Origin of the sequence: Kocuria sp. KRD140, from assembly GCF_017168375.1 — a bacterium.
Classification (GTDB): Bacteria; Actinomycetota; Actinomycetes; order Actinomycetales; family Micrococcaceae; genus Kocuria; species Kocuria marina.
Genome location: NZ_JABFAW010000009.1, coordinates 372,788 through 398,571 on the forward strand (window position 1 = coordinate 372,788; position 25,784 = coordinate 398,571).

A 25,784-nucleotide genomic window follows, 5' to 3' on the forward strand; every position below is an offset into this window, starting at 1 on the left:
GCACGTCCGTGGCCAGGGGCAGCGCGGGGTTCATCGGGTTCACGGCACCCGCGGCCGCGGGTGTGAGCGCCGCGGGGTCGACACCGTGCCGTGCCCGTTGATCACCGCGTTGTCCGACTGCAGGGCCTGCAACGTGGCGGTACCGGCCGCCGTGCTGTTGTGGACCGGAGCCAGTTGCGCGTGGAAGGACCAGGAATCGGCCGCGGTGGCGGGGCCAGCGGTGAGCGCCAAAGCCCCCAGGGTGAGAGTGGGAAGGGCGAGGAGAGCGGACCTCTTCATGACGATGGCCTTTTGGCTGGATGGGTGCGGGGCCGAATTGTGAGGCAAATCACAGACTGCTGTCTATTTCGGAGGCGGCCAGGATCCATGCAAACGACAAACTTTCTCTGACGGGGGGCGATCTTGGTGGACCGCCGTGTGCTCCGCCGCGCGCCTCATGAACCCGAGGGCTGGTGGGGCGACTGATCCGTGCCAGTAGGGCCGGACATACGAAGGCCCCGGATTCCTGACGGAACAGGAATCCGGGGCCTTTGAACTGGGCGGAAGGTAAGGGATTTGAACCCTTGGTACGGGGTTACCGCACACTGGTTTTCAAGACCAGCTCCTTAGGCCGCTCGGACAACCTTCCAGTGTCGCGCGCTCCCGCGGTGGCGCGGGCGAACGAATCGCCATTATTCCATGCGCCGCGCCCGGGGGGCCAATGCCCTCGGCGCGGTGCAGGGAGGGAGGGGTGCGGTGGTGCGCCCCTGGCGCGGGTGATGCCGCTGCGGGAGAATGGGGTACAACGCCGTCGTCAGAGAAGGAAGTGCCATGCGAGCAGTACGCGATGTCCGATCGGGGGGCCCAGAGGTCCTCGAGGCCGCGGAGACCGCCGAGCCACAGCTGATCCCAGAGGGGGTCCTGATCGCCGTGACCGCCGCGGGGCTCAATCGCGCGGACGTCCTGCAGCGCAACGGCAACTACCCCGTCCCGCCGGACGCCACGGACATCTTTGGCCTGGAGGTGTCGGGCACGGTCGTGGAACTCGGGGCGGACGTCCCGGAGGCGGCGGGTCTCGCGGTGGGCGACAGCGTCGTCGCCCTGGTGGACTCGGGCGGCTACGCCGAACGCGTGGTCGCGCCGTGGCGGCAGGTCCTCCCGCTGCCCGACGGTGTGGACCCGGTCGCCGCGGCGGGGCTGCCCGAGGTGGCAGCGACCGTGTACTCCAACGTGTTCATGGCCGCCGCGGCCCGGGAGGGGGAAACCCTGCTCGTCCACGGCGGAGCGGGCGGGATCGGGACGCACGCGATCCAGGTGGCCCGCGCCCTGGGGCTCACGGTGCTGGCGACCGTGGGCAGTGACGAGAAGATGCACGTCGTGAGCGAGCTCGGCGCCACGCCCATCAACTACAAGGACGAGGACTTCGTGGAGCGGGTCCACGAACTCACGGACGGCCACGGCGCGGACGTGATCCTGGACGTCGTCGGCGCCAAGTACCTCGAGCCCAACCTCCGGGCCGCGGCGACGAACGGGCGCATCGTGATCATCGGGATGCAGGGCGGGATCAAGGGCGAACTCAACGTGGGACGGTTGCTCAACAAGCGGGCCGCGGTGATCGGTACGACCCTGCGGGCACGCCCGGCGGACGAGAAGGCGCGGATCATGGCGGCGGTGGGCGAATACGTGTGGCCGCTCGTGGCGTCCGGACAGGTGCGCCCCCTGGTCGCGCGCACGTTCCCGCTCGACCAGGTGCGTGAAGCGCACGAGTACTTCGACAGCGGATCGCACGTGGGCAAGGTGCTGCTGACCGTGTGATCGGGGTGCCCGAGACAGGGTGCCAATGCCGGGACAATGTGGTCCCGCTCGCATACACTCGTGCCAACAATCTCACGCTTCTGCCAGCGTGTTGGCACGAGATCCGGAGCCTTCCCCATGAGCACCACACGTCAGCAATCGGCGGGCGCACCCCGGCCCGCGGGCGAGGGTCGCACCGACCTTCCCCCCAATCACGTGGACCCCGAGGTCCTGGAACACGAGCAGACTCGCTGGACCCCGCTGCGGATCGTGATCTGGGTGGGCATCGCCCTGCTGGGCGCGATCGCATGGGCCATGATCGCGTTCGCGCGTGGTGAGTCCATCAACGCCATCTGGTTCGTCTTCGCGGCGGTGTGCAGCTACTTCATCGCGTACCGCTTCTACTCCAAGTTCATCGAACGGAAGCTGACCCGCCCGGACGACCGTCGCGCTACGCCGGCGGAGTACAACGCCAACGGTAAGGACTTCATGCCCACCGACCGGCGGGTGCTCTACGGCCACCACTTCGCGGCCATCGCCGGCGCGGGCCCGCTCGTGGGACCGGTGTTGGCCGCCCAGATGGGCTACCTCCCCGGGACCATCTGGATCATCGTGGGCGTGATCCTGGCCGGTGCGGTCCAGGACTACCTGGTGCTCTTCTTCTCCATGCGCCGCGGTGGCCGTTCCCTGGGTCAGATGGCCCGTGAGGAGCTCGGCGTGGTGGGCGGGTACGCCGCCATCATCGCGACCTTGGCGATCATGATCATCATCGTGGCCATCCTCGCGCTCGTGGTGGTCAATGCCCTGGGCGAGTCGCCGTGGGGTGTGTTCTCCGTGGGGATGACGATCCCCATCGCGCTGTTCATGGGTGTCTACCTGCGGTACTTGCGCCCGGGCAAGGTCATGGAGGTCTCGATCATCGGGTTCGTCCTGCTCATGGCCGCGATCGTTGCCGGTGGCTGGGTCGCGGGCACGGACCTCGGCGCCCAATTGTTCACCTTGGACCGTGTGACCCTCGCGTGGTGCGTGATCGTCTACGGTTTCATCGCGGCCGTGCTACCCGTGTGGTTGCTGCTGTCCCCGCGCGACTACCTCTCCACGTTCATGAAGGTGGGCACCATCGTGCTGCTCGCGGCCGCCATCGTGGTGGTGCGCCCGGAGATCACAGTCCCCGCGGTCAGCGAGTTCGCGGGCCGTTCGGACGGGCCCGTGTTCTCCGGTTCTCTGTTCCCGTTCCTGTTTGTGACCATCGCGTGCGGTGCGCTCTCCGGGTTCCACGCCCTGATCGCATCCGGGACCACGCCCAAGATGATCGAGAAGGAACGCCAGACCCGGTTCATCGGGTACGGCGGCATGCTCATGGAGTCCTTCGTGGCCATCATGGCGCTCGTGGCGGCGGTGTCGATCGACCGCGGCATCTACTTCGCGATGAACTCCTCCCCGGCGGCCACCATGGGCACCGTGGAGGGCGCCGCGGCGTTCGTGAACTCGCTGGGTCTCTCCGGCGTGCACGTGACCCCGGAACTGCTGCAGGGCACCGCGGACGCCGTGGGCGAAGAGACCATCATCTCCCGCACGGGTGGCGCACCCACCCTCGCGCTCGGGCTGTCGCACATCATGCACCAGTGGCTCGGCGGGGCCTCCATGATGAGCTTCTGGTACCACTTCGCGATCATGTTCGAGGCCCTGTTCATCCTCACCGCGGTGGACGCCGGCACGCGCGTGGCCCGCTTCATGCTCACCGACACCCTGGGCAACTTCATCCCCAAGTTCCGCGACGCCGATTGGCGCGCGGGTGCGTGGCTCACCACGGCCATCATGGTCGCCGGCTGGGGATCCATCCTGATCCTGGGCGTCACGGACCCGCTGGGCGGTATCAACACGTTCTTCCCGCTGTTCGGCATCGCCAACCAGCTGCTCGCGGCCATCGCGCTCGCGGTGTGTCTGGCCATAGCGGCCAACCTGCACCGCTTCAAGTACCTGTGGATCATCCTGCTGCCGCTCGCCTTCGACGTCCTGGTTACCGTCACGGGGTCCTGGCAGAAGATCTTCTCCCCGGATCCCAAGGTGGGCTACTGGGCCAACCACTCCGCGTTCAAGGACGCACTGGCCCAGGGACAGACGAGCTTCGGGACCGCCAAGAACGTGGAGGCCATGGAAGCGGTCGTGCGCAACACGTTCGTGCAGGGCACCCTGTCCATCCTCTTCGTGGTGCTCACGATCATCGTGGTGATCATGGCCGTCGTGGAGGCCGTCAAGGCGTTGCGCGGGCACGAGCGCCGCACGCACGAGGACCCCTACGTGGAGTCCCGCTTCTACGCGCCGTCGGGTCTGGGAGCCACACCCTCCGAGAAGGCCCTGGCCAAGCAATGGGACGCGCTGCCGATCGAGCAGCGCACCCCCACCGGCGGGGGACACCACTGATGTCGGGCGCGGCGCAGATCCCGGTGCTCGCCCGCCTCGGCTCGTGGTGGCGCGGCGCGTTGCGCTTCGGCAACGGGGTGCTCGGTGCGGACAAGTACGAGCACTACGTGCAGTACCACCGGGCCTCGGGGTGCGGGACGCCGCTCATGACGGAACGCGAATTCTGGCGGGACTACCAGGACTGGCAGGAGGCGCACCCCGAGGGCCGTTGCTGCTGAAGCGGTACCATGGACTGCTGCCCGCGGGTGGCGGATCGGAAAGGGGTATCGGTGGGTTTCTTCAGCGACTACAGGGCCACGCGCCGCGACGAACGTGAACTGGGCGAGGGCGTCTGGCGCCGGGCCCACGACCGCTTCAAGCGCGGCCTGGACCGCTACCACCAGATCCTGGAATCCGTGCGCGACCCCGAACTGCGCGCCGCCGCCGTGCCGGTGGCCAACGACCTCGCGGACCTATTGCCCAGGGTGCGCGCCGTGTGCATGGAAGCGCACGTGCGCGCCCCATCGCGCTCGCAGGACATCCCGCACTCCACGGACGGTTACCTCTCGGACGTGCACCGGCAGCTCTCCCGGGCCGGCAATTCCATGGCCCAGGCCGCGGAGGCGCTCACCATGGCGCGGTTCGCCGCGGGTTCCCATGCCCATTCGTCCGCGTCGGGTATGGCGGGGGAGGGGACGTCGGGTCTCGTGGGTGAGCCAGGTTCCGGGGGTGACGCCGCTGGGTCCCCCGAGCAGCTCTCGGCACCATCGCAGGGTGTGAGCGCCATCCAACGCCGCTCAACGGTCGTGACGGAGTACGTAACTGCGGCGGAGCGGCTGCTCGGTGAGCATGCGGAGCACTCGCCGGAGGATTGAGGGTCCCACCGGGTAACGGGTGTGTGATCGGATCCGTTACGTCTCTCGGGATGGTTGACGTTCCCCTGGGTGGTTGACGTTCACGTCGGATGAGCGGTGTCTCAGAGGTATTGCACCCTCAGCGCACCCGATGCCCGCAGGCAACAAACGTGGGTGTGGACGGTGGCGTCTCAGGCTCGGGAGGGGCTCCGGGGGTTCCCCTTGCCCGTCGGTCGTGGATCTCGGCCGATTGAAGGAACCCCCGGAGCGCCATGGTGTCCCCTGTCCTGGATCATTGGGCAGCCAGAGCCACAACGTCCTGACACATATGTTATGGAACAGCGTTGTGTTTAGGAAGTGTTGCGCGAAATCGTTGCCAATATGTCACCGGCGTAAGGACCCACAGGCCTGAAACCACAGATGCCGGCCGGCGGAGGGTGGGTGACAGAGGCCGGCCGCACTAGACAGGGAGCGGGCGCGGAAATGACGATCCCCGCCCTCCGCGCGGCAGGTCCTGCCGGGGAGAACGGGGATGGTCCATGGAGCCGCCTGCCGGAATCGAACCGGCGACCTATTCATTACGAGTGAATCGCTCTACCGACTGAGCTAAGGCGGCGTGACCGGGACCATTGCGGCCCAGATGCACCCGGAAACAGTATCAGATCGGGCCGGAACACCACCAATCACGGATCACCCGGGTACAGGGGCCGGTGGCCGCGTGGATGGCACCCGGCGGCGGGCCTCAGTCACCGCACGTGGCACCCTCGTCCGGCAGGGTGCCGTCCAGGAGGTAGTCGTCCACGGCGCGGGTCACGCAGGGGTTGCCGGAGGTGTAGGCGGTGTGCCCGTATCCCTCGTGGGTGAGCAGACGGGCGTCGCCCATCTGCTGCTGCAGGGAATGGGCCCACGGATACGGGGTGGCGGGATCGTGGGTCGTGCCGATCACCAGGGTGGGAGTCTCCAGATCCGCCCGATACGTGTCCAAGGGCTTGACGGGCTTGTCCGGCCAGCCCTGGCACGCGGCCGCACCATAACCCAGGTAGGGACCGAACGTGGGGGCCTGCTGGGTCATCTCACGGGCCGCCCGGGCCATCTGTTCGTCCGTGACGCCGTTGGAGACCGTGTCCAGGCAGGAGACCGCCGTGAACGCCATGGACACGTTGGACGTGTACTTTCCGGAGGGTTCACGCCCGTGATTGGAGTCGGAGAACGCCATGAGCGCGTCCAGGTTGCCGTCCAGGGCCTGCTGCAGGGCGGAGTTCAGCTGCGGGTACGAGGCGGTCGAGTAGAGGGGGACCAGGATCCCCTCGATCGCATTGGTCGGCGTCACGGAGCGTCCGTCCGAGACCGTGGGGTGATCCTGGGCCACCGAGCGCAACATGCGCTGGATGGTGGCCATCCCCGCGTCCACGTCCGCGCCGGCCACGGCGCAGTCGTTGTTCGTCTCCTGGCAGTCGGCCACGAAGTGGCGCAGGTTGTCCTCGAAGCCCTTGGCCTGCGCGAGCGTGGTGGCGCGATCGTCCAGGGTGGGGTCCACGGCGCCGTCCAACACCATGCGCCCGGCACGCTGGGGGAACAGGTGCGCGTACGTGGCGCCGATCTCGGTGCCGTAGGAGAACCCCAGGTAGTGGGTCGTGGGCTGGTCCAGGACGGCGCGCAGGACGTCCAGGTCCCGGGCCACGCTCTGGGTGTCCATGTGGGAGACCACGGCCGAGGAGTGCTCGTGGCACTTCTCACCGATCTCCCGGGAACTCTGCCGCACCTCGTCCAGGGACTGCCGGCGCGGGTCGAAGGCCGGTTCGGAACGCCACTGGTCCATCTCCCGATCCGTGAGACAGCGGATCCCGTCCGAACGGTCCACACCGCGGGGGTCGAACCCCACGAGGTCGTACTTCCTGCGCACCTCCTTGGCCGTGAAGTAGTCTGCGGAGCCCATCATGTCCACGCCGGATCCGCCCGGCCCGCCGGGGTTGAGGAACAGGGCACCCACGGGGGAGGAACCGGTGGCCTTCAACCGGGCGATCTCCACGGTGGTGTCACCGGCGGAGGGGTTCGCGTAGTCCACGGGGACCGCGATGCCCGCGCACTCCAGACCGCTCGGGAACTGTTGCCGTTCGGAGGTCTTGGTGCACTCCCGCCACTGCGGCGTCTGGGTGTAGTAGGACGTCAGCGCGGAGTCCACGCCGGAGGTGACGTCCGGGTCCGCGCTGCCCCGGGCGCCGGACTCCCGGGAGGGATCGGCGCACGCGGTCAAGGTCAGCGCGGCGGTGCACAGCAGGACAGCCAGGCTGCGGGGGAGGGAACGGTTCACGGGGTCCTCTCGGCTCAGACGATGGCCACCATCATGGCCTCGAACGCGAGTTGTGCGCTGACGTTGGTGCGGATGCGGCGCCGGGTCTCGCTGATCACGTCGATCTTGTGCAAGGTGTGCTCGGCGGTGGTGTTGGTCGCGTACCCGTGGATCTGCTCACCCAGGTGCTGGTTGATCAGGGCCGTCCCGGTGTCGAGCTGAACGCTCAGCACGTCCCGGTAGAACGTGGTGAGGTCGATCAGGAAGCGGTCCAGGGTGTCGGTCTGGATGCGCCGGGAGCGTCGCTTCTGATCGGCTTCGAGGCGGTTGAGGGCACCCCGGATGGCGGGTGGCACACGGCCGGTTTCGGGGGCACCCATGGCAGCGAGCAACTGCGCACGTTCCTCGTTGTTGCGGGCCTCGGCGTCCGCGGTGGACTCGTCCACGGCGAGGCGGTGCAAGCGGTCCGCGGCCTTGACCGCCCGGGTCACCCCGTGCATGGACAGCGGCAGGGAGACGACCTCCTGGCGGCGGGTGCGGGCGTCGTCGTACAGGGCGAGTCGCGTGGCCACGCCCACGTGGCACTGGGACAACCGCGCGCACTCGATGGCGCGCTGCTCCGGGACCCCGTGCCGGGCCACGAGCAACCGGGCGACGTCCTCGGGGGACGGGACCTTGAGGGTCACGGGGCGGCAGCGGGAACGGATGGTCACGAGCACGTCCATGGGGGAGGGGGCGCACAACAACCAGATGGTGTGCGGAGGGGGTTCCTCGATGCTCTTGAGCATCACGTTGGAGGTGCGCTCGGTCATCCGGTCGGCGTCCTCGACGATCATGATCCGCCACGAGCCCACGGAGGGCCGGTCCTGCGCCTTGACCACGAGCTCGCGGGCTTCCTCGATGCTGATCTGCGGGTTCTCCGTGACGAAATGGGTCACGTCCGCGTGGGTCCCGGCGAACGCCGTGCGACACGCGTGGCACGCGCCGCAGCCCGTGCCGTGCTCGCACAACAGCGCTGCGGCCAGGGCGCGCGCGGCCGTGGAGCGACCGGAGCCCGGGGGCCCGGTGAAAAGCCACGCGTGGGTCGGGTCGTTGTCGCGGGCCGCGCGTTGTAACTGCTCCACCACGCGGGGCTGACCGACGACCTCGTCCCACACGCTCACGCGGAGACCTCTGTGCGTTCGGCGAGGATCCCGGTGACCCGGTCCACGATCGCGTCCGTGAGCTCGGCCGCGGGCGCGGACGCGTCCAGGACCAGGTAGCGGGAGGGTGCATGCGCGGCGAGCTCGCGGAAGGCCGCGTTGACGGCGTCGTGGAACGCCCGCGCCTCGGACTCCATGCGGTCCGTGGCCAGGGCGCGCTCGCGGCGTCGGGCCTCGGCGGTGGTCTGGTCCACGTCCAACAGCACGGTGAGCTCCGGGACGAGACCCTGCACGGCCCACCGGTTCAGTTCGAGCACGCGTTCGGTGCCCAGCCCGCGTCCCGTCCCCTGGTACGCCACGGAGGAGTCCACGAACCGGTCGCAGATCACGACCTCCCCGCGCTCGAGGGCGGGGCGGATCCTGCGCGCCACGTGGTCCGCGCGCGCGGACGCGAACAACAGTGCCTCGGTCACCGCGGACACCGGCGCGTGGGAAGGATCGAGCACGAGCGCGCGCACCGATTCCGCGAGGGGTGTGCCCCCGGGCTCGCGCGTGAGCGTCACGGTACGACCGTCGCGGCGCAGGGCGGCCACGAGCGCCGCAGCCTGGGTGGACTTCCCGGCGCCGTCACCGCCTTCGAACACGATGAGGGCCCCGCGCGCTGATTGCTTCACGCCCCCACTGTAGCGATCGCACCCGACAGCTACAGCGGTGCCGTGGGCGTCCACAGGACGGGCCGCACGGCGCCGCGGGATTAGGCTGGAGCAATGCGTAAAGACACCGTGGTGGTCGCCGGCGGCCGCCCCGACCACGAACACGACGCGCCCGTGAACCCGCCCGTGGTGCTGACCTCCACCTACCGGGGCACCGGGGAGCTCGACCCCGCGGACCGCACCTACGCGCGGTTGACCAACCCCACGTGGGAGGCGTTCGAGGACGTCCTGGCCCAGCTCGAGGAGGCCCCGTGCCCCGCGCTGTCCTACGCGTCCGGGCTCGCCGCGATCGCCGCGGTGCTCACCCTCGTGCCCGTGGGTGGCACGCTCGTGCTGCCGCGCCACAGCTACCAGGGCACCGTGGCGCTCGCGCACACGTGGCAGGAGCGCGGCATCTTCACGGTGCGCACCGTGGACATCGCGGACACCGAGGCCACCTCCGCGGCACTCGACGGCGCGGACATGCTCTGGGTCGAGAGCCCCACCAACCCCATGCTCGAGATCGCGGACGTGCCCGCACTCGTGCGCGCCGCGCGGGAGAAGGGGGTGCTCACGTGCGTGGACAACACGTTCGCCACGCCCCTGCTGCAGCGTCCCCTGGGTGTGGGAGCGGATCTGGTGGTGCATTCCGCGACCAAGTACATCGCCGGTCACTCGGACGTGTTGATGGGTGCGGTGCTGTGCGCCACGCCCGAGCTGCGGCAACGCCTGCATTCCCAGCGATCTCTCGAGGGCGGGATCCCCGGCCCCTTCGAAGCGTGGCTCGCGCTGCGCGGCGTGCGTACGCTCGCGGTGCGCGTGGAACGTTCCATGGCCACCGCCGCGGAACTGGCCCGCCGGCTCGAGGCCCACCCCGCCGTGGCCCACGTGCGTTACCCGGGCCTCGCGTCCGATCCCGGCCACGAGCGCGCCGCCGCGCAATTGCAGGGGGGTTTCGGTTCGGTGATCTCGGTGGTCCCCCACGGCGACGTCGCTGCGGCCGAACGTCTCCTGACGGACCTTCGCGTGTGGACCCCCGCCACGTCCCTGGGCGGGGTGGAGTCCTTGATCGAGCGGCGTCGTCGCCACCACGACGAACCGGAGACCGTCCCCGAGAACCTGCTGCGCCTGTCCGTGGGGATCGAGAACGTGGAGGACCTCTGGGAGGACCTCCGGGCCGGACTCGACGCGCTCGCGGATCGATAGACTGACCCCGTGACTTCCATTCCTTGGGCCATCGTTCTGGCGAACTACCTGGACTACGCCATCACCCTGGTGGTGGCCGTCCTCGCGCTGCTCGCGGTGTTCGACTGCTTGCGGCGTTCGGCGGTGCAGTTCGAACGCGCGTGGAAGCGGACCAAGACGTTCTGGCTCGCCCTGACCGGTGGTGCCGCGGTGGTGTCCGTGTTCAGTGCCGTGTTCTCCACCCTCACGCTGCTGGCCGTGGGTGTCCCGGGGACCGGCTCGTTGATCCTCATGCTGATCGCCGCGACGATCACCGGGGTGTACCTCGCGGACGTGCGCCCCGCTGTCTCGGGCGAGTCCAAGAACCCCGGGTACTAGTAGTAGGCACTTACCGTTCGAGGTCTCTCCCGGAGCGCATGTCGAGCCACCGTGGGGTCGACCTCCCACGGGCTCGGTGGGTCAGCCCTCGACGCGCCATCCCGGTTCGTCCGGCGCGACCGCGGACCACGGCACCGTGAGTTCCCCGAGCCGCCACCGGTGGGGCCCGTGCAGTACGGGCCACCCGGCGGTGCGCAGGTCCCGGCACATCGCCGTCCAGCGCTGTCGATGACCGAATGGTGACAGGGCCGCGTTGGCCAGCCACGCGGCGTCGGCGGCCGCGAGGAATGCGTGGACCCGCTCGCCCGGGACGTTACGGTGGATCAACGCCTTGGGCAGTCGCGCGGCCACGTCCGAGGGCACGGTGAACGCACCTGGACGCATACTCACGGTGAAGGTGCGGGGGCCCTCCACGGTGCAACACAACCACGTGGCCAGGCGCCCGATCTCGTCGCACGTGCCGTCCATCAGGACCCCGTTCGGCGCGAGCCGCCCGCACGCGAGGTGCCACGCGGCGGGGACCTCTTCCACTGGGTACTGCCGCAGCACGTTGAACGCGCGTACGAAGACCGGGGAGCGTGACCCCGAGGGGATCTCGAAGCCCCCGCACCGGAAGGACAGCCCCGGGCGGGTATGGGGTTGGGCCGCGGCCACCCGGTCCGGGTCGATCTCGATGCCCATGACCTCCACGTCCGGGCGCACCGTGCGCGCCCGCTGCCACAGCTCGACCGCGGTGATCGGGGCCGCCCCGAACCCCAGGTCCACGAGCAGGGGGTCGTATGCCCGGCGCACGAGCGGGGCCAGGACCCCGGTGAGGTACCGGTCCGCGCGCCGGAGGCGGTTCGGGTTCGTGGTCCCGCGGGTGATCGATCCCACGGGGCGGGGCTGGGTTGGCACACCCACACTGTAGTGCGCACGTCACGACACGCGTTCCCTCGGTGGCCCCGGGGTGGGACAATGGCCCCATGGCTAACGATTCCGCTACCCACAAGCTCATCCTGCTGCGCCACGGTCAGTCCGACTGGAACGAGAAGAACCTGTTCACGGGCTGGGTGGACGTCCCGCTCACGGACAGGGGCCGCGCCGAGGCCACCCGCGGCGGTGAACTGATCGCCGAGAACCAGCTGCTGCCGGACGTGGTGCACACGTCCCTGTTGCGCCGCGCCATGAACACCGCCAACCTCGCGCTCGACGCCGCGGACCGCCTCTGGATCCCCGTCAAGCGGTCGTGGCGGCTCAACGAGCGCCACTACGGTGCCCTGCAGGGCAAGAACAAGGCGGAGATCCGCGAGCAGTACGGCGAGGAACAGTTCATGGTCTGGCGCCGTTCCTACGACACCCCGCCGCCCGCCCTGGACGATTCCTCCGAGTGGTCGCAGGCCGGGGATCCCCGCTACGCGGACGTCGCCGACCTGCCCCGCACTGAGTGCCTCAAGGACGTCCTGGAGCGGTTCCTGCCGTACTGGGAGGAGCAGATCGTCCCCGATCTCAAGAGCGGCAGGACGGTCCTCGTGGCCGCGCACGGCAACTCGCTGCGCGCACTCGTCAAGCACCTGGACGGCATCTCGGACGACGACATCGCCGGGCTGAACATCCCCACGGGCATCCCGCTGTACTACGAGCTGGATCAGAACCTCAAGCCCGTGACCCCCGGTGGGCGCTACCTGGACCCGGACGCCGCCGCCGAGTCCATCAAGGCCGTGGCCAACCAGGGCAAGAAGTAACCCTTCTGGCACCGTGAAGAATCCCCGGCACACTTCGGTGCCGGGGATTCTTATTGTCGCCGTGTCTCGCGGGGCCGCGTGTACGCCGCCGTTCGGAGCGATCGGACGACGCCGCTCGGGCCGGTCCCCGGATGATCCCACCCGGGGCGCGCCGTCACGGGTTCCGGCGGCTCACGCCACCGGGACCCGCACCGCTCACTCGCCGGCGTCGGCGCCGATGTGTCCGTGGCCGGTGGGGTGGCTGTCGGTCGCGGGGGCCCAGTCGCCGGTCACGAGGTAGGAGACCTTGCGGGCCACGGAGACGCCGTGGTCACCGATGCGTTCGAGGTAGCGGGAAGCGAGCGTGACGTCCACCGCGGTGGGCACGGAGGAATCCCAGTCGGGATCCGCGAGCATCTCGAACACCTGCTGGTGCTTGAGGTTCAGCTCGGACTTCAGGGCGAAGATCTGGTCCGCCTCGGAGATGTCCCGGTCCTCGAGCACGGAGATCACGCGCTCGACCAGACGCGCGTCGATGTCGAACATCTTCTCGAAGTGCCCGCGCATGGCCTCGGGCAGGACGGGCTCGGGGAAGCGCAACCGGGCCAGCTGGGCCAGGTGGCGGGCCAGGTCGCCCATGCGCTCGAGCGAGGCACTCATACGCAACGCGCCCACGATCATGCGCAGGTCGGAGGCCACGGGGGACTGCAGGGCCAGGATGTCGATGGAACGCTCATCGAGATCGTTCTGCAGGAAGTCGATGCGAGCGTCGTTGGAGATGACCTCTTCGGCCACCTGGATGTCGGCGTCGAGGAATGCGGTGCGGGCGCTGCCCAATGCCTGCTGCACGAGCGTGGCGATCTGAATCAGCTCCTCACCGACCTGGTGGAGCTCAGCCTGGAAAACCTTACGCACAGGGGGCGTCCTTTCGTTCATGGCAAGTCCTGGTCCGTAGCCTACGCGGGTTGAGTGGGCCGGGTGCCATCGGGATGTCATCGGGGGAGCGGCACGACGAATTCGCACGCGCCCGACCAGGTTCACAGGCTGCCGTGAACGAATCGTCATCCCCAGGTGAACGTTCGTTGAACCGGCCCCCACGGGGCGCGGATCACCGGGGTGCGTCCGGGCGGGCCGTCTAAGCTGACACCGTGAGCGATACGTCGATTGCCCTGCTGGCCGGTTTCATCGGCTTCTTGCTCGGCATCAGCGGGGTGATCGCCGTGCGGGTGAGCCAGCGGCGTCGTCATTCGCTGGCGGACGTCCAGGAACCCACGCTGCCCGAGGGCACCGCGGAGATCCTCGCGGCACTGGGCCTCGCGTACGTCGTGGTCGACGGCGTGGACGGCGTCGTGCGCGCGTCCCCCGCGTCCTACGCGTACGGGATTGTGCGCGGGCACACGGTGGTGCACCAGGACCTGCTGGAGATGATCCGCAATACGCGCCGCAACGGCGTCGTGGAGGAGAAGCGCCTGGAGCTGACCCGCGGGCAGTTCCAACACGGGTCGATCGTGCTGGACGTGCGGGTCGTGACCATCGCGGACGAGTACATCCTGTTGCTCGCGGACGACCAGACCGAGATCGTGCGCGCCCAGTCCATCCGCACCGACTTCGTGGCCAACGTCTCCCACGAGTTGAAGACGCCCGTGGGCGCCATCAGCCTGTTGTCCGAGGCCATCGAGGACGCCGCGGAGGACCAGGACGCGGTCCGCCACTTCGCCACGAGCCTGCAGCGCGAGTCCATGAGGCTGAGTGCGCTCGTGCAGGACATCATCGAACTGTCCCGGTTGCAGGCCACGGACGTGGTGGCCAAAGGCACTGCCGTGGATCTCAACCGCGCGGTGCGTGAGGCCGTGGACCGGAACAAACTGGCCGCGGAGGCCAAGAACATCAGCATCAAGGTGGGCGGGCGGATTGAGACCCCCGTGTTCGGGGACCCGGACATGCTCGTGACCGCGGTGCGCAACCTGATCGACAACGCCGTGCGGTACTCCCCGGAGAACACCCGCGTGGGCATCGGCCTGCGGGAGCGGGAGGGGATGGCGCACATCACCGTCACGGATCAGGGCCCCGGCATCACGGAGACCGAGCAGGACAGGATCTTCGAACGTTTCTACCGGGTGGACAGCGCTCGGTCCCGCCAGACCGGGGGTACCGGTCTGGGATTGAGCATCGTCAAACACGTCATGGCGCAGCACGGCGGGGAGGTCTCCGTGTGGTCCCAGCCGGGCCGGGGGTCCACGTTCACCCTCGTGCTGCCGCCCATGGAGGAACCCGAGGACCAGGCGGAGCCCCCGCGCGGAGGGCTGCGTAAACAGCGAGTGGAGGAGCGCGCGTGACCCAGATTCTCATGATCGAGGACGAGGAATCCCTGAGCGACCCGTTGGCGTACCTGCTGGGCCGTGAGGGGTTCGAGGTCACCGTGGTCGCGGACGGGCTCGAGGCCGTGGCGCAGTTCGACCGCACCGGCGCGGACCTCGTCCTGTTGGACCTCATGCTGCCCGGCCAGTCGGGGACTGAGGTCTGCAAACAGATCCGGCAGCGCTCCACGGTCCCGATTATCATGCTCACCGCCAAGGACGCGGAGATTGACAAGGTGCTCGGGTTGGAGCTCGGCGCGGACGACTACGTGACCAAGCCGTATTCGTCGCGCGAACTCGTGGCGCGGATCCGGGCGGTGCTGCGGCGGCATTCCGAACCGGAGGAACTGATCACGGCCACGGTCGCCGCGGGTCCCGTGCGGATGGACGTCGAGCGTCACGTGGTCCACGTGGGCGGGGAGCCGGTGGCCATGCCGCTCAAGGAGTTCGAACTGCTGGAGATGCTGCTGCGTAATGCGGGCCGCGTGCTCACCCGGGGCCAGCTCATCGACCGGGTGTGGGGTTCCGACTACGTGGGGGACACCAAGACCCTGGACGTGCACATCAAGCGGCTGCGTTCCAAGGTGGAACCGGAGCCGTCCGCGCCGCAGCACATCGTGACCGTGCGCGGTCTCGGGTACAAGTTCGAGCCCTGATCCCGACGCCCCCACGGAGCGGCACCCGTATGACGTAAGAACCGCACCCTTAGCAAGGTGCGGTTCTTACGTCTGTACACCGGTCTGAGAAAGCGAGCGCCCGGACCCTCGTGTTCGGGGCCCGGGCGCTCGCTCGATCGCGCCGGTCGGCGCGGGTGGTGTGAGGGGTCAGTGCCCGCCGTGCGCCTCGCCCGCGGGGGCCGGAGTGTTGGAGGGGTTGGCCGGGGTGGACGGTGCGCCGCCGGGCACGAAGGATGCGTAGCGCGGGTAGGTGTGGTCCAGGACGGGGACCTGGGTGGTCTGGTCCTGGTCGTCCGCGGTGAACGTGGTGTCCACCATCAGGCCGGGGTTCGCGCCGGCGCGGTTCAACAGGACGGGCCGGGACTTCTCGAGCACGACCTCCTGGTTGGCGGGGACCTCCACGCTCGCGCGGGCGCCGTTGGCGTCCATGGTGACGGTCTCGGTCTGGTCGCCGGTGTTGATCAGGGTGCCCAGCACGCGGCCCTCGGAGTTCTCATCCTCGGCGACGACCAGGATGTTGCGCAGCTGGACGTCACCCAGGTCCATCTGGATCCCGTCCGTCGGGGCGTAGCTGTCCATGGTGGCCTGCGGGCTGATGTACGCGCACCCGCTCACACCGGTCAGGACGGCGAGTGCCGCCGCACCCATTCCGAGGTGCTGCAACTTCTTGTGGGCGGCGTTCTTCACGGCACGAACTCCTCGGGCTCTCTGACAGCGGGTGCAAAATCTGCAGTCAGTCTATCGGTTTGGCCACGGATCGTCTGCATCCGCGTCCCGTTCGTGGCGCGCCCGTGGGCCCGTGGTGCGCGCGCTATGGAGTGACAACGACGCCGCCCGGCCGGGTCACGCACACCCGCCCGGGCGCTGCCCGGGGGGCCTCCATAAGGCCCCGTGATGCGGTCCGTGAAGCGGCCACGGACGGGGCTCGCGGAAAGGTGGGCAATCATACACCGTGGTAGACTTGGCGGGCTGAAAGGGGTTTGTGCATGGTTTTTGAGGTTGGCGAAACGGTTGTCTATCCGCACCACGGTGCCGCAACTATCGAGGAGATCAAGACTCGAACCATCAAGGGTGAGGAGAAGATGTATCTCCGGTTGAAGGTCACCCAGGGCGATCTCATGATCGAGGTCCCGGCGGAGAACGTCGATCTCGTGGGTGTGCGGGACGTCGTGGACGAGGAAGGCCTCAAGGAGGTCATCGCGGTCCTGCAGGCCAAGGACGCCGAGGAAGCCTCCAACTGGTCGCGCCGCTACAAGGCCAACCTTGAGAAGCTCGCCTCCGGCGATGTCCTCAAGGTCGCCGAGGTCGTGCGTGATCTGTGGCGCCGCGATCGCGGCAAGGGCCTCTCCGCCGGCGAGAAGCGCATGCTGACCAAGGCCCGCCAGATCCTCACCTCCGAGCTGGCACTGGCCAAGAAGATCGACGAGGAAGAAGCGGAGAAGCGCCTGGACGACATCCTGTCCGCGGCCTGATTCCCGCAGCACGTTTTCGTGTCCCAGATTTCCGACCTCGCGAGCCCGTCCGCCATGGACGGGCTCGCCGTCATTGTCGTGGCCGCCGGTTCCGGCACGCGGCTCGGGTACGGGATGCCCAAGGCGCTCGTCCCCGTGGCCGGTCGACCAATCCTGGAGCACGCGCTTGCCACGGTGTGCGGGACCCTGCGCGGTGCCGCGGTGATCGTGACCGTCCCCGCCGGAGACACGGACCTCACGGCCGTCGCGCGCGCCGCGGGGGCCGCGGCCGTGACCGGGGGTGCCACACGCGCCCAGTCGGTCGCGGCGGCACTGACCGCCCTGCCCGCGGGTGTCACCCACGTCCTGGTGCACGACGCCGCTCGCTGTCTCACTCCGCCCGCCGTCCTCGAGCGGGTGGTCACCGCCCTGCATACGGGTGCACAGGCCGTGGTTCCCGTGACCCCGGTGACCGACACCGTGCGCGGGGTGGACACTCACGGGCGCAGTACCGGGACGGTGGACCGGGCGGGGCTGCGCAGCGTCCAGACACCCCAGGGTTTCGACCGTGCACTGCTCGAACGGGTGAACCGCGCGGCCGGTCTGCTCCCGGACGGCCCACTGGACGCCACGGGGGAGGAACCCCAGCTCGGGCACAGTGTTCGAACGGCAGAGACGGCCACCACGGTGACGGGTTCCGCAGGGGATCCCGAAGGCATCACGGACGATGCGAGTCTTGTGGAACTGTTCGCCCCCGAACACCCCGTGGAATTCGTGGCCGGGGACGAGGAGTCCTTCAAGATCACCCGTCCCCTGGACCTGGTACTCGCCCACGCGATCGTGCGTGAGCGGGACTCGGCCTGTCCGGCACAATGGCCGCATGAGTGACGCAACCCCAGGCCCCGCCGATCCATCGACCCCGGAACGCCGTTCCCCGTCCCGCTCGTGGGGATCGGGGTGGACGTGCACGCCTTCGGTCCGGAGGGCACCCCGCTGTGGATCGCCGGACTCATGTGGCCCGGCGAGCGGGGACTGAGCGGGCACTCGGACGGGGACGTCGTGGCACACGCCGCGGCGGACGCGCTGTTCTCCGCGGCCGGCGTGGGGGACCTGGGAGCGCACTTCGGAACGGACCGCCCGGAGTTCGCCGGGGCCTCGGGGTGTCGGATCCTCTCGGAGGCAGTGCGGATCGTGACCGAGGCCGGCTTCCGGGTGGGCAATGTCTCCGTCCAGCTCGTGGGCAACCGACCCAAGTTCTCCCCGCGGCGGGACGAGGCCGCCGCGGTGCTCACGGAAGCCGCCGGCGCGCCGGTGCACCTGAGCGCGACCACCACGGACGCCCTGGGGCTCACGGGCCGGGGCGAGGGTCTCGCGGCGATCGCCACCGCGATGGTGTTCCCGCGCGGCTGAGCCCAAACGGGCGGCGACCGAGCCCACCGGCCGCAACCCAGCAGACCGGTCGAGTCCACCGGGGGGAGCCCGCCAGTAGTGCCGGCCGACCGAACCCGCCCGCCGCGAGCGTGCGGCGCCACCCCGTTAGACTGGCAGGGTGACTTTGCGCTTCTACGACACCGCTTCCGCGACCGTCAAGGACTTCGTCCCCGTGCGACCCGGCGAGGCGGGCCTCTACTACTGCGGTGCCACGGTGCAGGGCGCACCGCACATCGGCCACGTGCGTTCCGCGCTCGTGTTCGACATCCTGGCCCGCTGGCTGCGGTTCCGTGGCTACGAGGTCACCACGGTGCGCAACGTGACGGACATCGACGACAAGATCCTGGCCAACGCGCACGCCTCGTTCGAGAACGACTACCAGGGTGACCACCCGCGCGAACCGTGGTGGGCGCTGGCCTACCGGTTCGAGCGTGTGTTCGGGCGGGCCTACGCCGCGCTCGGTATCGAGGCCCCCACGTACGAACCCCGGGCCACGGGCCACGTCCCGGAGATGCACTCGCTGATCCAGGAGCTGATCGACGCCGGGCACGCGTACCCCGCACTCGACGATTCCGGCGACGTCTACTTCGACGTCCGTTCGTGGCCCCGCTACGGCGAACTCACCCGGCAACGCGTGGAGGACATGCAGGACGCCCCGGACGCCGATCCCCGCGGCAAGCGCGATCCCCGCGACTTCGCGCTGTGGAAGGGACACAAGGAGGGCGAGCCCGCCACGGCGTCGTGGGATTCCCCGTGGGGCCGCGGCCGCCCCGGCTGGCACCTGGAGTGCTCGGCCATGGCCCACAAATACCTGGGCGCGCACTTCGACATCCACGGCGGCGGCCTAGACCTGCGTTTCCCGCACCACGAGAACGAGCTCGCCCAGTCCACCGCGGCGGGCCGCCCGTTCGCCAACTTCTGGCTGCACAACGGGCTCGTGACGTACGAGGGCGAGAAGATGTCCAAGTCGATCGGCAACACGGTCTCCCCGGCGAGCATGCTCGCGGAAGCACGGCCGCTCGCCGTGCGCTACTACCTGGGCCAGGCCCACTACCGTTCCGTGCTGGACTACCGGCCCACGTCCCTGCGGGAGGCCACCGCCGCCGTCGAGCGCGTGGAAGCCGTCCTCGCGGCCGCGCAGCATTCCGGACTCAGCGTGTCCTGGGAGCACATGGATGTGCCTGAGGAGTTCGTCGCGGTCATGGACGACGACCTCAACGTGCCCCGTGCGCTCGCGGTGCTGCACGAGACGGTGCGCGCGGCCAACACGGCTCTCTCGGGCCCGGAGGCCTCGACCGCCCAGCCGCTCGTCTCCGCGATCGCGGGCATGTCCGACGTCCTGGGATTGCTCCCCTTGATGAGTCTCGACGGCGCTCGGGACGCCGACGGCGCCGAGCACCGCGCGCTCGACTCCCTCGTCCAGGACCTGCTGGCCCAGCGTGCCGCCGCGCGTGAGGCGAAGGACTGGGCGCTCGCGGACCGGATCCGGGACCAGCTGGCCGCTGCCGGCGTCGTCGTGAAGGACGGCGCCCGGGGGTCCGAGTGGTCCGTGGGGGAATGAGCCTGGCCTAAACTGGAGCCAGATCGCCGACCACCCCGGGGCGGCCCGCGGGCCGTGACCCGTGACAGACACGGAGTATTGACCATGGCCCAGAAGAACCGACCCGGAGCCACGCGCAAGAAGAAGGGTCCGGTCGTGGGTAGCGGCGGCCAGCGCCGCAAGGGCCTGGAGGGCCGCGGCCCCACGCCCAAGGCCGAGGACCGCGTCTACCACAAGGCGTACAAGGCCAAGCAGGCGGTCGCGCGCAAGCAGCAGAACCTGCACCGGCGTCCGTCCCGCACGGGGTCCGGGCCCATCAAGGAGGACCTCGTCACGGGGCGCAATGCCGTGCTGGAGGCCCTGCGCGCCGGGGTGCCCGCCAAGACGTTGTTCGTGGCCACCAAGATCGAGATGGACGACCGCGTCAAGGACATCCTGCAGTTGTGCGCCGAGGCCCAGGTGCCCACGCTCGAGGCCTCGCGCGGCGAGCTGGACCGGCTCTCCGCGGACGCGATCCATCAGGGTGTGGTGCTGCAGGTCCCGCCGTACGACTACCAGGACGCGGACGAGCTCGCGGCCTCCCTCATGGCCGACCGGGGCGATGATTCCCGCCCGCCCCTGCTCATCGCGGCGGACGGGATCACCGATCCCCGCAACCTGGGTGCGATCATCCGCAGCGTCTCCGCGTTCGCCGGGGACGGGGTCATCCTGCCCGAGCGCCGCTCCGCCGGGGTCACGGCCACGGCGTGGAAGACGAGTTCGGGTGCTGCGGCGCGCGTCCCCGTGGCCAAGGCCACGAACCTCACGCGCACGCTCGAGAACTGCAAGAAGCAGGGCTACTTCGTGGTCGGCCTCGACGGCGGCGGGGACGTGGACCTGCCGCAGCTCGAGTTGGCCACCGAGCCCCTCGTGGTGGTCGTGGGTTCCGAGGGCAAGGGCCTGTCCTGCCTGGTGACAGAGCATTGCGACGCGATCGTGTCGATCCCCATCGAATCCGCGATGGAGTCCCTCAACGCGTCCATGGCGGTGGGGATCACGCTGTACGAGATCGCGCGCCGGCGTGCAAGCGCGTAGTTATCCGCTGGGCGTCCACCCCTCCCCGTCCGGGGACGGGACCGCCAACGTCGCGGTGTACGCCCCGGGACTGACCGAGGTGGACCTCATGTTCCGGCGCCCCGGTGAATCGTGGCAGCGGTTGCGGCTCGCGGGGGAGAATCACGGGATCCATTACGCGACCGTCTCGCGCCCACGCCATGTGCCGGAAGTGGAACTCACCCCGGACGAGCTCGCACGGGACGTGTGTCCCGCGATGCCCGAGGGAACCGAGTACGGATTCGTGAGTGCCCGGCCCGAGGGCAGTCCCGTGCCGGATCCGGCGTACGAACCGGTCCTGCTGGACCCCTACGGGCGGGGACTGACGCGTGTGGCGCCACCGCGCGACGTCGTCAATCCCGGTGCGGACGCCTACGGCGGGGAGTACGTCTCCGTGGTGGTCGCCCAGGACCACGAGTGGCGCGACCACGACCGGCCCCGGCCGGCGTGGCGCGAGACCGTGATCTACGAGGCCCACGTGAAGGGCCTCACCATGCTGCACCCGGGGATCCCTCACGAGCTGCGCGGCACCTACGCGGGACTCGCGCACCCCGTGATGCTCGAGTACCTGCGCAGCCTGGGGATCACCGCGGTGGAGCTGTTGCCCGTGCACGCCCACCTGGACGAGGCCCACCTGACCGCGAATGGGCTCACCAACTACTGGGGGTACAACACCCTCGCGTTCTTCGCACCCCATGCGGGGTACGCGACCAAGGCCGCCCAGGAGGCCGGGCCCACCGCGGTGCTCAACGAGTTCAAGGCCGCCGTGGACGCCTTGCACGGCGCGGGGCTGCAGGTGTTCCTGGACGTCGTGTACAACCACACCGCAGAAGGCGGACCCACACAGCGCCCGTACTGCTGGCGCGGGCTCGGGGACCGGGAGTACTACCGCCACGACGAGCACGGCAACTACGTGGACGTGACCGGGTGCGGCAATTCCATGGATTTCGGCAACCCCCAGGTCGTGCGCATGGCTCTGGACTCCCTGCGCTACTGGGTCACGCAGTGCCACGTGGACGGCTTCCGCTTCGACCTGGCCCCCGAACTGGGCCGCGACGAGCACCACCACTTCACGCGCAACCACCCGTTCTTCGTGGCGATCGCCGCGGATCCGGTGCTGCAGGGCGTGCGGATGATCTCCGAACCGTGGGACGTGGGCGCCGGTGGCTGGCAGACCGGGCGCTTCCCCACCGGCTGGGCGGACTGGAACGACCACTACCGGGACACCGTGCGGGACTTCTGGCTCTCGGGTCAGCGCACCATGCGTCGCGGGGGCGGTGGGGGCACCGCCGGTCGGCTCGCCGGGGCGATGTCCGGGTCCGCGGACCTGTTCGCCCCGCACGGGCGCACCACGCTGGCCTCGGTCAACTTCATCACCGCGCACGACGGGTTCACGCTCTACGACCTCACGGCGTACGACGCCAAGCACAACGAGGCCAACCGCGAGAACAACGCGGACGGCACCAACGACAACCACTCGTGGAACCACGACCACGAGGGCTTCTCCCCGGACGTGCGCGTGCGGGCCGCCCGCGCGGCCACCGCGCGCAACATGATGGCCACGCTGTTGTTCTCGCAGGGCATCCCCATGATCACCGCGGGGGACGAGCTGTTGCGCTCCCAGGAGGGCAACAACAACGCGTACTGCCAGGACAACCGGCTCTCGTGGGTGGACTGGCGACTCACACCCCTGGATCGGTCCATCCTACGCACGACCCAGCGGCTCATCCGGATCCGCCGGGCCTTCCTGGCGAGCCAACCCCGGGACTTCCCCACGCGCCCCCGGGACGTGGTGCTCAAGTGGTACGCGAGTTCCGGGGAGCCCATGAGCGACGATCTGTGGCAGACGGACGGGGTCCGTGCGCTGCAGGTCGTGATCGGCGCGCGCGGGGGTGACCTCGCGGGACTGTTCGTGCTCAACGGCACCGCATCGCCCGTGGCCGCGGTGTTGCCGCGCTTCGAGAACCTGGTCGGCTCGGACGTGGACGGGGCCTCGTACCGGCTCGTGCTCGCCACGGACCCTCAGCTCGACGAACTGACCGGCAACCGATGGCGTGCCGGGGAGGAGCTCACGGTCCCGGCACAGAGCATCGCGATGTTTGCAATCGCGTGAACCGGGCGGGCCGGACGTCAGTCCCCGGCGTTGCGCACGAGAGCGAGTTCGGCCGGTGAGGCCAACTCGTCGTGGCGCGGCAACACCCTCACGGTGTACCCGAACGGGCCGGAGCGGTCGATCGTGATGGGCCCGGAGAACGTCATGCGTCCCCCACCCAGCTCGGTCACGTCCTCGAGCGTGGCGTAGGACCGTTCGTGGATGTGATCGGTTTCCGAGACGCGCCCGTAGCTGACCTGCACGGTCACGTCCTCGGGAGTCAGTTCGCCCAGATCTACGTACGCGTTGACCGTGAGCTCGTCACCGATCTGTGGTTCCTGGCGCACACCGTGTGCGTCCACGTGCTCGATCCGCAGCTGCGGCCACGCGGTACGCACGCGCTCGACCCAGTGGGCCGTGCCGCGGGCCAGGGCGCCGTCGTCCGTGGTCACGCGCCGGCCGGCGACGCACGCGGGGACGTACAGCTCGTTGACGTAGTCGGTGAGCATCCGCCGGGCGGAGACCTTGGGCCCGAGGGTCGCGAGCGTGTGGCGCACCATGGCGAGCCACTGGTGCGGCACGGTGCTCGCTCGCGACGGCGCGGTGTCGGGTCCGGCCGCGGTCGTGGCGTCCTCGGAACCGTCACCGTAGAACCGCGGTGCCACGTGGCTCTCGATGAGTTCGTACAGCGCGGCGGCCTCGATGTCATCGCGCTCGTCCGTGCCGGCCTTGTTATCTGCGGTGGGGATGGCCCAGCCGTTCTGCCCGTCGTACATCTCGTCCCACCACCCGTCCAGGACGGAGAGGTTGAGCCCGCCGTTGATCGCGGCCTTCATCCCGGAGGTCCCGCACGCCTCGAGCGGACGCAGCGGGTTGTTGAGCCACACGTCGCACCCCGGGAACAGGACACGCGCCATGGCGATGTCGTAGTTGGGCAGGAACACGATCCGGTGACGCACCTGCGGATCGTCCGTGAACCGTACGAGGTCCTGGATCATCCGCTTGCCCATCTCGTCCGCGGGGTGGGACTTGCCCGCGACCACCAACTGCACGGGGCGGCGGGGGTCCAATAGGATCCGCTTGAGCCGTTCCGGGTTGCGCAGCATGAGCGTGAGCCGCTTGTACGTGGGGACGCGGCGTGCGAAACCGATGGTCAGCACGTCCGGGTCCAGCACGGACTCCGTCCAGCCCAGTTCCGCGTCCGCGGCACCGCGGCGCTTCCACGAGGCCCGTAGACGCTCGCGGACGTCGTGCACGAGGCGTTCCCGCAGGGCGCGGCGGGTGGCCCAGAGCTCGGCGTCGGACACGTTGTAGATCCTGCGCCAACGAGCGGCCGGGTTGGTGTCGTTCTCCTCCGGGTCCACGGCCATGCGCCACACGGCGGGGTCGATCCAGGAGGGGACGTGCACGCCGTTGGTCACCGAGGTGATCGGGACCTCCTCGGTGTCGAAGCCCTCCCACAGCCCGTGGAACATGGACCGGGACACGGCACCGTGGAGCTCGGCCACGCCGTTGGCACGCTGGGCGAGCCGCAGCCCCATGACCGCCATGTTGAATTTGCTCGGGTCACCGCCCGGCATGGTCTCCGCACCCAGCTCAAGCACGCGCTCGGAGGGGACATCCGGGGCGAGCCCCGCGGCGAGGACGTGGGCGATCTGATCACGTTCGAAGCGGTCGATGCCGGCCGGGACCGGGGTGTGGGTCGTGAACACGGTCGCGGCGCGCACCGCGGTGAGTGCTTCCTCCCACATCATGGCCTGGGCGTCGGCCCCGGGGTTCATGAGTTCCTGGATCCGCTCGACGCCCAGGAAACCCGCGTGGCCCTCGTTGCAGTGGTAGACCTCCGGCGTGGGCGCACTCGTGATCCTGCTGTGCGCGCGCAGCGCCCGGATCCCTCCCATGCCCAGCAAGAGTTCCTGGTACAACCGGTGGTCGCTGCCGCCGCCATACAACCGGTCGGTGACGTTGCGTGCGGCGTCGTCGTTCTCGCTGATGTTGGAGTCCAGCAGCAGCAGCGGCACGCGGCCCACGTCCGCCCGCCAAATCTGCGCGGACAGCGTGCGGCCCTCGGGCAGCGGTAGAACCACGCGCGCGGGCGTACCGTCCGCTTCGCGCAGCAAGGTAAGAGGGAGTTCGTCCGGGTCCAGCACCGGGTAGGTCTCCTGCTGCCAGCCGTCCCGGGACAGCGACTGCTTGAAGTACCCGGCCTGGTACAGCAATCCCACGCCCACCACGGGCACGCCCATGTCGGACGCGGTCTTCAAGTGGTCCCCGGCGAGGATCCCGAGTCCGCCCGAGTACTGCGGAAGCGCGGACGTGATGCCGTACTCGGCGCTGAAGTACGCCACGGCCGCCGGGGCGTCCTCGCCCTGCGTGCGCTGGTACCACTGGGGTTCGGTGAGGTAGATGTCCAGATCGGCGTCGAGGTCGCGGATGCGCGCCACGAGCTCGGGGTCCGCGGCGATCTGCTGGATCTCCTCGCGCGTGAGCGAGCCCAGGAGCTTGACGGGGTCCCCGTGGACCGCGTCCCACGCGTGCGGGTTGAGTTCGGCGAAGAGGTCCTCGGTGGGCTGATGCCACGTCCATCGGAGGTTCTTGGCCAATCGTGAGAGTGCGGCGATCGACTCGGGCAGGACGGTGCGGACGGTGAACCTGTGGATGGCCTTCACGGTCCCGAGCCTAGCGGCTGTGGCCCCGCCGCTCCACGGGGTCCGACGTGTGACG

Annotated in this window: 23 protein-coding genes and 2 tRNA genes; 15 read left to right on the top strand and 10 right to left on the bottom strand. The window is 69.3% G+C overall.

The window, feature by feature from the left end:
* Window positions 1-39 precede the first annotated feature (39 nt).
* Together J1M36_RS10445 and J1M36_RS10450 are read right to left on the bottom strand one after the other, a co-directional pair.
* Complete coding sequence (locus J1M36_RS10445; protein ID WP_206479435.1) at window positions 40-279, bottom strand: hypothetical protein; 240 nt, start codon at window positions 277-279, stop codon at window positions 40-42.
* Between the two features lie 261 nt (window positions 280-540).
* A tRNA-Ser gene (locus J1M36_RS10450) sits at window positions 541-628 on the bottom strand.
* A 182-nt stretch (window positions 629-810) separates the two neighbouring features.
* Here J1M36_RS10450 and J1M36_RS10455 point away from each other — a divergent pair.
* The 4 genes from J1M36_RS10455 (at window position 811) to J1M36_RS10470 (ending at window position 5,051) form a co-directional block, all read left to right on the top strand.
* Window positions 811-1,794, top strand: a complete 984-nt coding sequence (locus J1M36_RS10455; RefSeq protein WP_206479437.1) for an NAD(P)H-quinone oxidoreductase — start codon at window positions 811-813, stop codon at window positions 1,792-1,794.
* A gap of 117 nt (window positions 1,795-1,911) precedes the next feature.
* Entirely contained in the window at window positions 1,912-4,197 is a 2,286-nt protein-coding gene (locus J1M36_RS10460) for a carbon starvation CstA family protein (protein WP_241247059.1), read from the top strand.
* Complete coding sequence (locus J1M36_RS10465; RefSeq protein ID WP_206479441.1) at window positions 4,197-4,415, top strand: YbdD/YjiX family protein; 219 nt, start codon at window positions 4,197-4,199, stop codon at window positions 4,413-4,415. Before J1M36_RS10460 ends, J1M36_RS10465 begins: the two co-directional genes overlap by 1 nt.
* 51 nt (window positions 4,416-4,466) lie before the next feature.
* Window positions 4,467-5,051 (top strand): hypothetical protein, encoded by a 585-nt coding sequence (locus J1M36_RS10470; protein ID WP_206479444.1) that lies wholly within the window; start codon window positions 4,467-4,469, stop codon window positions 5,049-5,051.
* Window positions 5,052-5,570: 519 nt separating this feature from the next.
* Here the strand turns inward: J1M36_RS10470 and J1M36_RS10475 are convergent.
* The 4 genes from J1M36_RS10475 to tmk form a co-directional block, all read right to left on the bottom strand.
* Window positions 5,571-5,646, bottom strand: a tRNA-Thr gene (locus J1M36_RS10475).
* Window positions 5,647-5,772: 126 nt separating this feature from the next.
* On the bottom strand, window positions 5,773-7,341 hold the full coding sequence (locus J1M36_RS10480) for an alpha/beta hydrolase (protein WP_206479454.1): 1,569 nt from the start codon (window positions 7,339-7,341) through the stop codon (window positions 5,773-5,775).
* A 14-nt stretch (window positions 7,342-7,355) separates the two neighbouring features.
* The gene (locus J1M36_RS10485) at window positions 7,356-8,483 is read right to left on the bottom strand and encodes a DNA polymerase III subunit delta' (protein WP_098054304.1); all 1,128 of its coding nucleotides are present in this window, start codon (window positions 8,481-8,483) and stop codon (window positions 7,356-7,358) included.
* Window positions 8,480-9,136, bottom strand: coding sequence for a dTMP kinase (gene tmk / locus J1M36_RS10490; protein ID WP_206479455.1), 657 nt, complete (start codon window positions 9,134-9,136; stop codon window positions 8,480-8,482). Before tmk ends, J1M36_RS10485 begins: the two co-directional genes overlap by 4 nt.
* 93 nt (window positions 9,137-9,229) lie before the next feature.
* On the opposite strand from tmk, the gene J1M36_RS10495 reads away from it, so the two are divergent.
* Complete coding sequence (locus tag J1M36_RS10495) at window positions 9,230-10,360, top strand: aminotransferase class I/II-fold pyridoxal phosphate-dependent enzyme (RefSeq protein ID WP_206479457.1); 1,131 nt, start codon at window positions 9,230-9,232, stop codon at window positions 10,358-10,360.
* Window positions 10,361-10,369: 9 nt separating this feature from the next.
* On the top strand, window positions 10,370-10,717 hold the full coding sequence (locus tag J1M36_RS10500) for a DUF2516 family protein (RefSeq protein WP_064846281.1): 348 nt from the start codon (window positions 10,370-10,372) through the stop codon (window positions 10,715-10,717).
* Window positions 10,718-10,798: 81 nt separating this feature from the next.
* On the opposite strand, the gene J1M36_RS10505 is transcribed toward J1M36_RS10500, so the two are convergent.
* On the bottom strand, window positions 10,799-11,614 hold the full coding sequence (locus J1M36_RS10505) for a class I SAM-dependent methyltransferase (RefSeq protein WP_206479459.1): 816 nt from the start codon (window positions 11,612-11,614) through the stop codon (window positions 10,799-10,801).
* Between the two features lie 68 nt (window positions 11,615-11,682).
* Between J1M36_RS10505 and J1M36_RS10510 the strand changes: the two genes are divergently transcribed.
* Window positions 11,683-12,441, top strand: coding sequence for a phosphoglyceromutase (locus J1M36_RS10510; RefSeq protein ID WP_064846279.1), 759 nt, complete (start codon window positions 11,683-11,685; stop codon window positions 12,439-12,441).
* Window positions 12,442-12,636: 195 nt separating this feature from the next.
* Here J1M36_RS10510 and phoU read toward each other — a convergent pair whose 3' ends face one another.
* Complete coding sequence (phoU, locus tag J1M36_RS10515; protein WP_206479470.1) at window positions 12,637-13,335, bottom strand: phosphate signaling complex protein PhoU; 699 nt, start codon at window positions 13,333-13,335, stop codon at window positions 12,637-12,639.
* 233 nt (window positions 13,336-13,568) lie between these two features.
* On the opposite strand from phoU, the gene J1M36_RS10520 reads away from it, so the two are divergent.
* Window positions 13,569-14,756: an ATP-binding protein gene (locus J1M36_RS10520; protein ID WP_206479472.1), complete on the top strand. Its 1,188-nt coding sequence runs from the start codon at window positions 13,569-13,571 to the stop codon at window positions 14,754-14,756.
* The gene (locus J1M36_RS10525; protein WP_085108326.1) at window positions 14,753-15,433 is read left to right on the top strand and encodes a response regulator transcription factor; all 681 of its coding nucleotides are present in this window, start codon (window positions 14,753-14,755) and stop codon (window positions 15,431-15,433) included. The genes J1M36_RS10520 and J1M36_RS10525 overlap by 4 nt, the downstream gene beginning before the upstream one ends.
* Before the next feature lie 168 nt (window positions 15,434-15,601).
* On the opposite strand, the gene J1M36_RS10530 is transcribed toward J1M36_RS10525, so the two are convergent.
* Window positions 15,602-16,141: a hypothetical protein gene (locus J1M36_RS10530; RefSeq protein WP_206479475.1), complete on the bottom strand. Its 540-nt coding sequence runs from the start codon at window positions 16,139-16,141 to the stop codon at window positions 15,602-15,604.
* 299 nt (window positions 16,142-16,440) lie between these two features.
* On the opposite strand from J1M36_RS10530, the gene J1M36_RS10535 reads away from it, so the two are divergent.
* The 6 genes from J1M36_RS10535 (at window position 16,441) to glgX (ending at window position 23,081) form a co-directional block, all read left to right on the top strand.
* Window positions 16,441-16,926 (top strand): CarD family transcriptional regulator, encoded by a 486-nt coding sequence (locus J1M36_RS10535; RefSeq protein WP_064846759.1) that lies wholly within the window; start codon window positions 16,441-16,443, stop codon window positions 16,924-16,926.
* Window positions 16,927-16,944: 18 nt separating this feature from the next.
* Window positions 16,945-17,793 carry an IspD/TarI family cytidylyltransferase gene (locus tag J1M36_RS10540; protein ID WP_342358332.1) on the top strand — a complete coding sequence of 283 codons (849 nt, stop codon included), beginning with the start codon at window positions 16,945-16,947 and terminating at the stop codon, window positions 17,791-17,793.
* A 69-nt stretch (window positions 17,794-17,862) separates the two neighbouring features.
* A complete protein-coding gene (gene ispF, locus J1M36_RS10545) occupies window positions 17,863-18,315 on the top strand; it encodes a 2-C-methyl-D-erythritol 2,4-cyclodiphosphate synthase (protein WP_342358333.1) in 453 nt (150 codons plus the stop codon).
* Window positions 18,316-18,454: 139 nt separating this feature from the next.
* Complete coding sequence (cysS, locus tag J1M36_RS10550; RefSeq protein ID WP_206479478.1) at window positions 18,455-19,897, top strand: cysteine--tRNA ligase; 1,443 nt, start codon at window positions 18,455-18,457, stop codon at window positions 19,895-19,897.
* A gap of 84 nt (window positions 19,898-19,981) precedes the next feature.
* A complete protein-coding gene (gene rlmB, locus J1M36_RS10555) occupies window positions 19,982-20,950 on the top strand; it encodes a 23S rRNA (guanosine(2251)-2'-O)-methyltransferase RlmB (protein WP_206479481.1) in 969 nt (322 codons plus the stop codon).
* The gene (glgX, locus tag J1M36_RS10560; RefSeq protein ID WP_206479483.1) at window positions 20,937-23,081 is read left to right on the top strand and encodes a glycogen debranching protein GlgX; all 2,145 of its coding nucleotides are present in this window, start codon (window positions 20,937-20,939) and stop codon (window positions 23,079-23,081) included. Before rlmB ends, glgX begins: the two co-directional genes overlap by 14 nt.
* Before the next feature lie 17 nt (window positions 23,082-23,098).
* Here glgX and glgP read toward each other — a convergent pair whose 3' ends face one another.
* Window positions 23,099-25,729, bottom strand: coding sequence for an alpha-glucan family phosphorylase (gene glgP / locus J1M36_RS10565; protein WP_206479490.1), 2,631 nt, complete (start codon window positions 25,727-25,729; stop codon window positions 23,099-23,101).
* Between the last annotated feature and the right edge of the window lie 55 nt (window positions 25,730-25,784).